The 12,830-nt window shown below is 36.7% G+C and carries 10 protein-coding genes; all 10 read right to left on the bottom strand.

The window, feature by feature from the left end:
* Positions 1–14: 14 nt before the first annotated feature.
* Positions 15–374, bottom strand: coding sequence for a four helix bundle protein (locus H7U17_RS13270; RefSeq protein ID WP_186757220.1), 360 nt, complete (start codon positions 372–374; stop codon positions 15–17).
* A 96-nt stretch (positions 375–470) separates the two neighbouring features.
* A complete protein-coding gene (locus H7U17_RS13275) occupies positions 471–2,876 on the bottom strand; it encodes a 3-hydroxyacyl-CoA dehydrogenase/enoyl-CoA hydratase family protein (protein ID WP_186757221.1) in 2,406 nt (801 codons plus the stop codon).
* Positions 2,877–2,903: 27 nt separating this feature from the next.
* Positions 2,904–3,359, bottom strand: a complete 456-nt coding sequence (locus H7U17_RS13280) for a MarR family winged helix-turn-helix transcriptional regulator (RefSeq protein WP_186757222.1) — start codon at positions 3,357–3,359, stop codon at positions 2,904–2,906.
* Between the two features lie 348 nt (positions 3,360–3,707).
* Positions 3,708–4,607, bottom strand: coding sequence for a DUF6999 family protein (locus H7U17_RS13285; protein ID WP_186757223.1), 900 nt, complete (start codon positions 4,605–4,607; stop codon positions 3,708–3,710).
* 1 nt (position 4,608) lies between these two features.
* Entirely contained in the window at positions 4,609–6,459 is a 1,851-nt protein-coding gene (locus H7U17_RS13290; RefSeq protein ID WP_186757224.1) for a beta-ketoacyl-ACP synthase III, read from the bottom strand.
* 3 nt (positions 6,460–6,462) lie between these two features.
* Positions 6,463–7,185, bottom strand: coding sequence for a sterol desaturase family protein (locus H7U17_RS13295; RefSeq protein ID WP_186757225.1), 723 nt, complete (start codon positions 7,183–7,185; stop codon positions 6,463–6,465).
* A 487-nt stretch (positions 7,186–7,672) separates the two neighbouring features.
* Positions 7,673–8,482, bottom strand: coding sequence for an alpha/beta hydrolase (locus H7U17_RS13300; RefSeq protein WP_186757226.1), 810 nt, complete (start codon positions 8,480–8,482; stop codon positions 7,673–7,675).
* Between the two features lie 142 nt (positions 8,483–8,624).
* Positions 8,625–9,380 (bottom strand): hypothetical protein, encoded by a 756-nt coding sequence (locus H7U17_RS13305; protein ID WP_222439207.1) that lies wholly within the window; start codon positions 9,378–9,380, stop codon positions 8,625–8,627.
* 834 nt (positions 9,381–10,214) lie between these two features.
* Positions 10,215–11,945, bottom strand: coding sequence for an Ig-like domain-containing domain (locus H7U17_RS13310; RefSeq protein WP_186757227.1), 1,731 nt, complete (start codon positions 11,943–11,945; stop codon positions 10,215–10,217).
* On the bottom strand, positions 11,942–12,829 hold the full coding sequence (locus H7U17_RS13315; protein ID WP_186757228.1) for a class I SAM-dependent methyltransferase: 888 nt from the start codon (positions 12,827–12,829) through the stop codon (positions 11,942–11,944). The genes H7U17_RS13310 and H7U17_RS13315 overlap by 4 nt, the downstream gene beginning before the upstream one ends.
* Position 12,830: the final 1 nt, after the last annotated feature.

A 12,830-nucleotide genomic window follows, 5' to 3' on the forward strand; every position in this document is an offset into this window, starting at 1 on the left:
TAAAGATGAAAGAATCAAGATTGGGATGCTATCTTCGACTTGAGCCCATTGATCATTCTCTGAATTTCTACCAGATCATTTTCAAGTAACTCAGAATCTTTCTCAGATATTAATCCAACTCTCTTACTTATTTCTAGTTGCGTTTCAAGCTCATAACTCTCCCCTAAACTTGTCTCCAAGGAATTGCAAAATACTTTCTTAGATGATTTGGCACTACCCTCAGCAATATTAGAGGGCACCGAAACACTGGCCCTTCTCATTTGAGACACTATTCCATACTTTTCCTCGCTAGGAAATTCCTTCGTGGTGAAGTAAACTTTTACAGCCAAATCCACCGACTTTTGCCAAACATTGAGATTTCTAAAATTGTGCATATCAATAGGTTTTAGTAAAAAAATAATCAGTCTTTCTTCTTTGTTCTTAACTCTTTATTCTAGCTATTAATGATACTAGCGACTTGATACTCATCACTAATTTCTAAGCGGTTTACCCTTGAACAAAATACTGTGGATTCTTTCCAATGTCTTTTGCTCGCCAGTAAGGCTGAGGAAGGCCTCTCTTTCCAAGTCCAGTAAATACTGTTCACTAACTTCTGTTTCTTGTGATAGGTCTCCACCACTCATTACCCAAGCTAGCTTTCTCGCAATCTTCGCATCATGGTCAGAGATATAGGATCCGTAGAGCATTCCCGTAATTCCTGCTTCGAAATAGGCCAGTGAAGTTTTACCCAATACCTTGATATTGCTTTGCTGCAATGGTTGGGTATATCCTTCATCGTATAATTCAATCACTTTAGCTTTCGCTTCAGCCAATTGTCTTTTTCTATTCAGCGTAATACCATCTTTGTCTTGCAAATAGCCCAGTCCTCTTGCTTCCTCCGCTGAAGTAGAAACTTTAGCTGTGGCAATATTCATAAAGACTTCCTGCAATCTGTTTAGCTCAACATCTCCATTATGGATGCTGTTGGAGAAACGCAATGTCATCTCCTTGGTGCCGCCACCGCCAGGAATCACACCTACTCCAAATTCCACCAAGCCCATGTACAATTCGGCATGTGCCTGCACTGAATCCGCATGAAGGGACATTTCACAGCCACCACCCAAAGCCATATTATGTGGAGCAACAACTACAGGAACTGAACTATAGCGCACCCGCATCATGGTCTTTTGGAATTGCGCAATCATGAGGTTGATTTCATCAAAATCCTGATCCCCAGCGTACATAAAGATCATGGCCAAATTGGCTCCTGCTGAGAAATTGGCTCCTTCATTTCCGATGACCAATCCTTTATAATCCTTTTCAGCCATTGAAATGGCTGTGTTGATTCCTTCTACTACCTCTGCTCCCAGGGAATTCATTTTTGTATGGAATTCTAAGCCAAGCACTCCATCGCCCATATCGTAAATGGTGGAACCTGCATTGCCCCATACTTTTTTGTTTCCTGCCTTTAATGTATCCAAAAGGATAAACTCCTGCTGGCCTGGAATTTCTTTATAGGATTTTGATGGGATATCATAGTATTGCCTTTTGCCATTTTCTACTTTGTAAAAGCTGTCATGGCCAGCCTCGATCATCTCATAAACCCAGTCTGCGGGTTGCTGATCAGCGGCTTCCATTTTTTTGACAGTCTCCTGTACTCCGACAATATCCCAGTTTTCGAAAGGGCCATATTCCCAACCAAATCCTGCACATACAGCCTGGTCTATTCGGTATAGTTCATCTGCAATTTCAGGGATCCTGAAGGAACAATACCTAAACAGATCATAGAAAGTGGCCCTGTAAAATTCTCCTGCCTTATCATCAAAGTTCAACAGGTACCTGATTCGTTTTTTAAGGTCCTGAATATCTTTGGATCCTTCAAAGGCTTTGAATTTGGGCTTTTCTACGGGTTTATATTCAAGGGTCTCAAAATCCAATTCCTTTAATTCCTTCCGTCCATCCTTATGTCGGATCATATGGAAGAAACCTTGCCCGGTTTTATCTCCCAGCCATTTTTTTTCTGATAAAAACTGAACCACCTTGGGCAACTTAAACTGGTCCTTGGATTCGTCATGCTGCAGGGCCTTATGAAGATTATTAGCCACGTTCACCATGGTATCAAGCCCCACCACATCCATTGTCCTGAAAGTTGCGGACTTAGCTCTGCCTATCACAGTCCCAGTAAGCTTGTCCACCTCAGATACGCCTAGTCCCATTTTTTCAATGGTATGCATACTGGACATAATAGCATATACACCTACCCTATTGGCAATAAATGCTGGAGTATCTTTACATAAAACCGTTTCTTTGCCAAGAAACCTATCCCCATAGCCCATTAGAAAATCAATGATTTCAGGATTGGTTTTGGGGCCAGGGATGATTTCCAGTAAGCGCAAATATCTAGGTGGATTGAAGAAGTGGGTACCACAAAAATTACTTTGGAAATCGTCACTTCTTCCCTGGCAGAGCATCTGCATTGGGATACCGGATGTATTGGAAGTAATAAGCGTCCCGGGCTTTCTATATAATTCCACTTTTTCATAGAGCGACTGCTTGATATCCAATCGCTCTACCACCACTTCTATCACCCAATCATAATCCTTGATTTTTGGAAGGTCATCCTCAAAGTTTCCGGTTTGAATCCTTGAGGCAAAGGATTGATCATAGATGGGAGAAGGCTTGGATTTCAGACTTTTTTGCAAAGCCTCATTGACCAACCTATTTCTGACCGGCTTGTCTTCCATGGTCAGACCTTTCTTAACTTCTGCTTCATTGGGTTCTTTGGGCAAAATATCCAGCAATAATACCTTCACACCAATATTGGCAAAATGACAGGCAATCCTGGATCCCATTACTCCGGAACCTAAAATAGCTACTTTTTGAATGGTTCGTTTCATATAAATTATAGTCTTTAGCAATTGGCCCTAAACATCGTTCGGGCTTATCATTTCAGATTGTTGTTGTTCTATTACTTGGTTGATTTTATGAAATACCTTAAAAAATTGATCTAGTTCTTTTTTACTGAGCTCCTTATATATGGCCTCATTAAATTCCTTGATCGTCTGAATAGATATTTCCTTTTTCCGCTTTCCTTCTGCTGTTAAAAATATGCGGACCGATCGCTTATCTGTTGAATCTGGCTTTCTGCAAATCAAGCCTTTCTCTTCCATACTTTTCAGCATTCTGGTAAGGCTTCTTGATTCCAAGCCCATCAAAGGGGCAATTTTGGTGGCTGGGGTGCCTTCGTGCGAATTAATATTGATCAATACAAAACCAATGGAGGTGGTCAGGCCTTCCTCTGCCCCCTTTTGATTATACATCCGGGAGATGGCATGCCAAGCAGTCTTGATATAAAAGTCTACGGTTTCCTCGGGTTTCATTGTACTGTCAATCTTAATGATCTAACGTAATATAAGAAAAATTTGTATGCATGCATACTATTTTCTATTAAAAAGTTCTCAGAATAGATCGTAATAATGCTAGATAATCTTAAAGGTGTGTTTTCCTAATTTGTAAAGGCTCATTTCGACAGACCTACTTGTCGGACAAACAAGCTCAATGACTAAGGTGAATTCTGTTCTTAATCCTAAGCTTGCTGAGCTTATCGAAGCATCGAAGCAGTCAAACTTGACAATAGAATATCACTTCTCACCAATAAAACTGAATACTATCTCAAACTAAGCATTTCAACTACATGATAAGCTTTGAAACTGTTGTCCTAAAGAACTTTATCTAAAATTTGGTGTCATGACCCCATCCGCATTCTTTTTGAGCTTTACCCCTACCAATATCTCATGCAATGTTTCTGCAGCCAAACCATGTAAAACCAATCGGTAAGCTGCACTGAAAGTGCTGACAGGTACCATCGGATGCTTATTGTTCACCAAGCCCAAATGCCCAGGCGTCCCTAAAATTTGGGAGGTATAAATGGCGATGGTTTCATCCAGCTGCAAAGAATTGGATGCTCTTACAAAATCATTGGAAGTTAGAAACAGCTGGTAAAATGGTGTAAAAAGCTCAATGGCCGATCGCAAATCCAAAACATTGGTCCATCTATTCGGAAATTCAATATGATCAAACTGATCCTCGGTGATCATTTCGAGATTGATCTTTTCTGGCTTTGATATCGAAACAGCCTTTTCTTTAAGCTGATGGTTGAGATGGATGACAAAATTGTACAGATTCAAATCATGTTTTAAAAATAAATCATCTTTAATATCCTCAAAATCCCTAGGTTTTAAAGGATTGCCGACAATCTTCACTCCAGGTACATTTCCAGCAATGAATTGGAGAATTTCCGTTCCTACATGAAAATGCCTAAATATCAGCAAATTCGCATCAGGGCTGACAAAATTCCTAAGGCCCCAAGCCAACACGCGGTGTAATACCTTAGAGGAGTTAAAGGCTTTTGGAAAGAAAAATTTAAAAGCATGTATAAAAAACATGGCTACTTTTGACCATAGCTGAATAAACGGTAAGAGGTAGCGTGAAGACTTGGAGGAATTGTCCCTCATCAATGCCCGTTTCGCTTTATTGTTGATAGGAATACTATCGTCGAGATACAAGGCCAACCAAGGATCTGGATCTCTCTCGTCATGTGTGCTAATATCCAATTCTTTTTCTTTCATATTAATAATTTCCTAGTTCTTCCAACTGCATGGTATACAGTTTGGCAGTAGTTTTTGCGGTCTTAGCAATCCTTTTGGCTATTTCCAGATTCATCTTTGGATGGTTCAGCGCTTCCTCCAAATTATGAAAATGATTATCATCCGCCACACCATGATAAGTAAAAAAGGATACTTGCTTATCTTTGAGCTGCAGTTGGTCTTTTATCATTTCTCCCCAATAACCTGCCAAGCGTTTTCCTATTCCCTCTATGATAAACATGGCTCCAAGCAAATCAATTGGGTTGGGCTTACTGGCTTGCTGAAACATAAAAGAGGTCAAAGCTACTGTCCCAATATTTTTCTCACCTGAATAAATGTCAGAAAGAGGCTCTCCAAGTGCTTCAAAGTTTCTTTCTAACATCTGATAATCCTTATGCTCTGTAGCAGTATGTTTGATAAAAGCAGACCGAAGCTCAAATAAGTCGATATCAATATTGGATGCTGCGCGGGAAATCCACTGCGAACCATCTATCACCTGCTGACGAAGATCCATTAACAGCAATTTATAATCCTCGAGACTTAACTGCCCCTTATGGATTCTCGAGACAATGGGCACTTTCAACAAGGCCGTTTCAAAATCAATCCAGATTTGGGCCAGCTGTCGGATCAACCATTCAGAAGTTTCATTCTTCTCAATGACCAAACCTGGAGCTTCAATTTCACGAACCGGATAAGCTTTGTGACTTTTCTTATCAATTCCTTCTACCGTCAACTGCATAAAGGAGGTAATAAATCTGCCACTCTCTGGAACCATGCATAGGACTTTGTCCCCATGCTTTAACTTTCCAGCATACATCAGCTCTTCTAAAATGATAAAAATAGATGCTGCTCCAGTATTGCCTTTGCTAGTGAGATTGGTAAACCATTTATCATCAGGAATAGCACCACCTCCCTTTTCCATAAGTTCTTTTATAGGGGCCTTAAAAACTTCCGAGGAATAGTGACAGCAAAGCCAATCCACTTCATCCCTATTTATTTTACCCTTATCTATCAATTCAAAATAATGAGCTACGCCAGTTTTCACCACTTGATCCAGTAATCGGGTGTCCTGTTTTAGATTTATGGCCCCTGCCTTGGAAGCTTCTTCATAACTGGGATAGTCCAACCAGGTTCTTTCAAGCTCATTCTGATTATCAGTCTTGCCGGTAAACATACAAACCGGATATTCATTTGCATGGGATTTAATATCTATCCAATCAATTTTCAAAGAAATGCCCTGCTCACTTTTTTTGTTTTGGAGGACAAAGGCACCTGCGCCGTCCGAAAGCATCCAACGTAAAAACTCTGCATCAAAAGGTAATGAACTTACATTTTGTGCTTCAATACGGGAAGCCTTAAATAACCTACTGGACAGTTCACTGCCCACACAAACGGCATTTTGCTTTTCATCACTCTTGATTTGGGCAAAAGCATCCTTTAGTGCCATCATGCCACTAGCACATACGCTTTGGAAACTGGCAATTTCACACCTTTCAAAATCCAAACCTGCATGCACCATACTGGCAAAACCAGGAATGGGCAAGTCCCCTTGAGTAGTTCCCGTACAAAGTAGTTCTATGTCCTTTGTTCTCAGATTACTTTTTTCCAAGGCACTTTGCACAGCATTGATAGCCAATTGACTATTGAAATGGGTGGTTTCCTGATTTTTATTGAGCGCATAGTAGCGCTGCTTGATCCCATTTTGCTTTAAGATACGTATTCTGGCACGACTGTCATTCCCGTTTATTCTGCCTAGATAATCTTCCATTTCCTCATTGGAAATGGGCTTGTTCGGTAAAAAAATACCGGCACTTGTTATATATACTTCACTCATGATCTAATGATTAGGCTTGGAAAATAATCTATCCAAGAAATTCAGTGCAAAGCCATAATTCTTCTTCCCTTTGCTATGGTGCTTATTATGATGAGTTCCAAATAACCACCAATTATCTCCTTTGCCCGATCCAAATCGATAATTACAATGCCCAGCATAATTCAATAGAATGCTAACAAAGGGATAAATAAAAATCGCAAGGATAGAAAAAGGTATAAACGGCGCAATAGTGATCGGTACAGTGCTTAGCAAAAATGCTTCAAACCAATGAAAACTATACACCGAATAAACAGTTGGTGTTCTGGATTTATGGTGAACATAATGGATATTCTTCATAAAAAAGCGCTTGTGCATGATGCGATGTACCACAAAAAAATGGACTTCATTCCAGAGAGTTAGTACGACTAATCCTATCAAAATGTTCATCCATGTATCTGGTAAAAGGTCAATCCATCCCATTCTGATAAAATAAATGACCGGGACAACTGAAAATCCAAAAACAATAATTGATTTTAGAGAATGCCATTTTTCAAAGGTTAATTGCCCTGGTTTCAGCTTGCGGTTATCAATCAAATGAAGGAGATCTTTTTTGGCCAAATATTTACAAAGCAAGGAAAACAGTGGAGCCAAGCCAAAGTATAGGAACATAAAATATCCAAAGGACAAGCCAAACAATTGGATATAAGAATATTCTAAAAGTATATTATCAATAAGGTCATTTAACATATAATAAAAAGATATTTAAACATGTTTCGAGGTTAAGCAGACTCCACAAAAAAGTGATTATTTTGCATTATTTTCAATACATATTTTTTAGTATCTCAACCATAATTTATTGTCACAGCAGGTATAATAGTAAGCAGTAAAAGTTCAACGCCTATTTGAAATCAATGGAATAACCTCGTTAAAATGGAACAAAATCCGATATTTTAATTTTTTAGACTTAATAAATAAATTTATAAATGATTGAATATTTCAATATCAATTACTGCTGATTGATCCTTATTTTATAACATTTAAAATACTAATTCCCCCAATTTGATTTTTTATTTAAAGATTTAAAAATAAGATTAAAGTCACTGTAATTCAGTAATTTATTCGATAAAAAACCAAGTAAGCATTTATTTTAATATACTCATTTTGAATAAAATAAACCTTACTTAGTTTCCGATTAGCTTATCATTTGTGCTCTTCCTTTGAGGTAGAAAATTAACTATAATGACTTGAACTTATTGTTAAAAAACAGCAATTGATAGGCAATTGAATTCTTCCAATATGCTCCATTGTGAGCACCTGGTCTACTAATAAAATCATGTGGAATATTTCTTTCTTCCAACTTCTCATGCAAGCGGACATTGGCATCATAGAAAAAGTCAGCAGTACCACAATCAATGATTATATTCAAACTTTTTCCATCAAGCAGATGTACCAAATTAATAACCGTATTTTTTTCCCAAGTAGCAGGGTTTTCGGCATAAGTTCCTAATCTTTTGGAGATGTCCCAGTTCCTGGGAAATGGTCTGATATCAACTCCACCACTGGTACTTCCGACATTTCCAAAAATATCCTGATGCCTAAATCCCAGATATAAGCCTCCATGTCCTCCCATACTTAAACCCGTAATTGCCCTGAATTCTCTCCGTTGCTTTGTAGCATAATGATCATCTACCCATTCGACCAATTCAGAAGTCACATAAGATTCATACTGCATTTGAGGATCCACAGGGCTATCATAGTACCAACTGGTTCTTCCACCATCAGGGCAAACGATGATCATGTCATATAGATCTGCATAAAACTGCAAATCAGCTATTCCAGACCAAGAGGTAAAATTGCCGCCTGCACCATGCAATAAGTAAACACTTGGATAGCTTTCTGATTGATCATAACTTTCCGGTGTAATGACGAGATTGGAAATGGTTTTGTCCATAATTTGACTATGAACTTTGATCGTATCTGTTTTGGAAAAAGTTAGATTTTGAATGCCAAATAAGACAATAAACAGTAGGTATATTCTTTTCATTTTGGTAAAGTGGTAATTTAAATTTTATGCTGAAATTATAAATTTGTTTTTTTAGGTCCCATTGAATGTTTATCCAAAATTTAACACCATATAAGGCTATTTTTCATCAATTTAAAGTCAATTTTGTCAATAAATAATTAGCTCATTCACGCTCTTTTTCAAACTTTCCAATAGCAAAATTCAGCTTGATATAGAAAGCGCTTGGATTAAATTTTGGAGCATTGGAAATGATGAGATCTTTGCGAAGGGCAGGGTTGAAATTTCTTCTTAGCTTGGTTACACTTGTGAAAACATTGAGCATATAGCCCACTTGTAAGCCCATTCGGGAGTATACACCGACTTGAGTAGTCGGCTTCAAAAATGCTCCCAAAATTTTATCCGCATTGAGACTAATATTTATACCATAATTTCTTTGATACATAAAACTGGTATTCATTCCTCCCATTAGATTTTCATTGAAATCTGTATTGAGATCCTTGGCAATCATATCCAATGAAGTCGAGCCATAAAACAGTCCGAATTTTGGATAAAATCTCCAATCATTCAATGTGGTATTTTTCCAATGATACTGAAATCCACCTGTAACATGAATAGGTAAATACCTGTAATTAACAAATTCATTGCTGTAACGCTTTCTATTAAGATTAAACTCTGTTTCCAAGTAAAAACCTAATCCCGACATAGCCACGTAAGATACTCCACCTCCCAATGTGGCGGTTTGCTGATCAAAAGTTTGGTAACCTGAATTTTCCAAATAATCACTTAGGTCTTTATAGGCTTGATTCCTAAATCCAGCCGAAACATAAAAATCAGTAAAGTATATTTTATCCTGAGCCGTAACAATGCTTGTTTGAAAAGCCATGGCAAAAAGCATCAAGATGAAAAACCGTTTAATCATAATGTAATTTCTTTTAGAAACCTTACTATCTCCAAAATCAGGCTAATAATCTTCAAAGATCAAGAGATCATCATTTTTTAAATTTATCCATTTTATTTGTTTTCAGCAGTTTTATTTGAATTCATTTTTCGTAAAAGTAAAATGCACTTTATTCTTTCAATTACCTTGCACAAAATCAAATCGGCTTTGATTCATTTTTATGGCTTTTCTATATGACATTCATTTTTGTTCAATATCACTTCATCAAAGTTTAGCCCGTTTTTCATTATTTTAAGGCCTTCTCCTTTATTTTAATGATTAAAACGTAACCTTGTTAGTCAAAAACTTTTTAAGCGCTTAAATCCCCTTTAAAATGACTTATACCTTTTAGTTTCATTTAAGGAATTAATCAAAAAGGTTTGAATCACATATCAGAGGATGAAGTCCCTTTTTCACTCAATTCATCCACATCCTATATATTTATATATATTCTTTTTTTAAATAAAAAACTATTGTAGTTATTAAGCTGTGGATTTGTGGGTAAGTTTATAAGGTATTTTTACCAACAGTTTAATTATAGTTTTTCCATAGTTAATGCACCGTCTATCCACAGTTTATCAACTTGTAAGTTCTTATGATTTAAGGAGTTCTTATAAATGGAGGTTTTTTGTGTATAAATGATCAATAAGTTTAATGTGTATGAATGTGTGTGTGTATAAATGTGGATAGACGTTTACAAAATAGAGGTTATCCTCAGGGCAAAAAAAAATATCCCGAAAGTTGATACACATTCGGGATAAGTCTGTTTTTGTCCATAGGTTATATACACTTATCAACACTATATTCCATGGTTATCTACATTGTTTCTTTAGGCTTTGAATTAATGTCTAAGGAATCAATTAGACTGTTGTTTGGCTTATCTAGGCCAGATTCTGGGCTTTTTTCAATATTAAGGTCCTGACGGGTCCATCTTCCTCTGAGCAATATCTTTCTGGTTTTATTTTCCTCATCAAAATAGTAATAGACTGGTTCTGGTTGTCTTTTTTCCAAATAATTACCTTGATCCCATTGTCTGTTACCATTTCTGTCAATTATAGCCCTTAATTCATATTCTCCAGCTTTTACTTTCTTAAAGCTATAGGTAGTATCTTCTGTTAGATAGACTTCCTTAACCACATAACCGTCAGTGGTGATCAGTTGGACCATAATAGGGAGTTCTTCAGTTAATATCTTCCCACTTATTTCATCGGCCAAATCATCCTCGATTAAGCGCTTAAAAGAGGTTTTAAGTGCAGTGGAATTATATTCTTGTTCTATATCAACAAAGCTTGAGTCTGCAGCGATAAAGTTGAAATTATTGCTGTTCAATGAATCAATTATAGGTATGTCAAAGTATAATTCAGTTCTCCTGCTACTGTCTTTAAAGCTCAGGTATTCAGGTTCTATTTCAATAAAAGAGGCAGAGTCATATTGGATATAAAGTGAGTCGTAGTTGACTTCTGTAATGGGTTTGTTAAAAGTTATTTTTGTTTTGATGGACGTTATGAACTCTTTATTGTTATCCAGGGAGGCTTGTAAAGTTTGTGCTTTTCTTTCACTTTCCATGAATGCTGCATACAAAGTAGTGTCTATTTTGAAACCTACCGAGTCAGTTGCCACAAGTTTGATTTGTGTACTATCGTTTCTAAGATCATTGTGAAATAAGCGGATCTGTTTTTCTTCTATTCTATAAAATAATTTTGTACCTAAATCAGGGTGTTCCACGTGTAAGTTGGAAGGTTCCTTACTTAATACAATATCATAATTATTTCCTATGCTGGATGATCGATTGATTTTGAAATCCGAAAGATCACCTCTGAATAGTTTAAAATGAACTCCTGAAATGTTTTTTGTTATCCTAATTGTATCGGTAATGAATCCATACCGCTCGCTTTTGAATTCAGCTTTTGAAGTATTGTTACCATCATAAAAAGCATAAGCTCTATATTCTCCAGCCTTGATATTGGTAATTTCAAAGCGTCCTGCTGAATCTGCTTGGCTGATATAATATGGAGGATCTGTGAAAACATTCATGGTATCATCTTCCACTCTATATAAGCCTACAAGAACATCCTTTATTTCTGAAGACTTCTGAGGAAATACATAAGCTAAATTTCCTGAAAATTTTAGACTGTCAATCATATCCCCAGTAGAGAATACGAGCTTAAGGTTCGTTGCTGGATTACTCTCTGATATGTCTTGTATACTTTTTTGGAAGTTAAAAACATAGGTGGTGCTATCTTCTAATTCCTGATTGAGTTTAATCCGTAGCGTATTTTTGACGGCCAGGATCTCCATTTTATCCTTTTCCAAGCTTGGCGTGATAATGATATTTCTGGTTGGATTGTCTGTCTTTATGAATTCATCAAACTCTAAGGTAATGTTCTCTGGTTTTATATTTAAGGATTGATCAGGTGGATTTGATTCTATTAGTTGTGGTGGTTCTTCATCTTTTGGACCTCCCATTGGAGAACTTTGCTTTGCACAAGCATAGCAAAAAACTATCGCTACGGTAGCTAATAATATTTGATATAACCTGCTATTCATTTTTTCTTTAATATAAACAATATGCTTGAATAGTTATTATTATTTGTTTTTGCACTTTTATTAGACTTATATCCAGTAATAAGGGAATAAATTAGATTTTTCCTTTTATATTTTATACTGTTGGATAAAATTGAGACATAATAGCTGTCAAAAACCATGGGTTCTTTGGCAATGATTCTTAGATTGTATTCATCAGCCAAATATTGCATGGTTTCTTGCGTAAAATGGTATAAGTGTCTAGGTACATCCAATGAGGCCCATTCTTCTTTGAACAGTTTGGAATCATATGCATTATAATTAGGAACTGCCAAGAATAATGTACCCCTTTTCTTCAATCTGCCTAAGAGTAGATCCATCGTACCTCTGAGATCATGTACATGTTCTAATACATGGAATAAGCTTATTGCATCAAATTTCTTCTCTGCACTTAATTCATAGGGATCAGTATATATGCTGAGATTGAAATTATTTTTGGCGATTGTAGCTGCATCTTTACTTGGTTCATGACCTATGGATTCCCAACCGTCTAATTTAGCTTGGTTTAAAAAATGACCAGTACCACATCCAAAATCAAGTAACCTTCCCTTCTTGGTACTGTATTTATTGATCCAGTTTACTTTTTGCTTGAGGGTAAATTTCCTGACCTGTTTGTAGATAAAGTTGACCAGGTTGGTGGATTTATCTGTATGGGATATATAGTCTTCAGACTTATAGTAATCTCCAATATGCTTTTGATCTGGCCTTGGGTTTGTAAATAAAAAATTGCAGTTACTACATTTGCAAATGGTAAAGGATTCTTGCGAAACGCTGTGATCTTTTACCACCAAATGATTAAGAAAAAGTCCACTCTGGCAAAGTGGACATTTGGTTAATCTTTCGTACATG

Source organism: Echinicola salinicaeni (assembly GCF_014280965.1).
Lineage (GTDB): Bacteria > Bacteroidota > Bacteroidia > Cytophagales > Cyclobacteriaceae > Echinicola > Echinicola salinicaeni.